Here is a 414-nt window from a genome sequence, read left to right on the forward strand (position 1 = left end):
CTACATGATGATAGTAGGGAACAGCTTATAGAGCTGTGAACAAGGTGTTCTGTGAGTTCGGAGTCCAGTCTGCTTGAGATACGTGCGGTACATTAACTAGGTAACGCAAACCTTGATAAGTCACCACATCGCCTTGTTTGTATGAAACATTCTGAGTCCAATTAGTTGCTGGATCCGCATTCGTCCACAAGCTAGATGTTGGTGATGGCGCCCAATCTTGTTGCGCTGTATGGCTTGTTACTGCTTGATATACCGTACCGAGGTGTAGAACGTAGTCGCCGGCGCTGTAGTTGTTTCCAACTTGCCGGTTCGGTGTGTAGTTATCCATGGTATCGAAGACATAACCAGCCTGTTTGGCTAGCTGGATAAACTTCGCGAGCTTCGGTAGGTTTTGAGTTGCACCCATGCCACGTT

At 47.6% G+C, this 414-nt stretch carries 1 protein-coding gene; it reads right to left on the minus strand.

The features are described from left to right. Positions 1-25: 25 nt before the first annotated feature. The coding region (locus tag UF06_RS21590) for a carbohydrate-binding protein (protein ID WP_045572310.1) at positions 26-414 on the minus strand (389 nt) is incomplete at its 5' end.

The sequence above is a fragment of the Vibrio sp. S234-5 genome, assembly GCF_000960595.1.
In the GTDB taxonomy this organism is placed as follows: Bacteria; Pseudomonadota; Gammaproteobacteria; order Enterobacterales; family Vibrionaceae; genus Vibrio.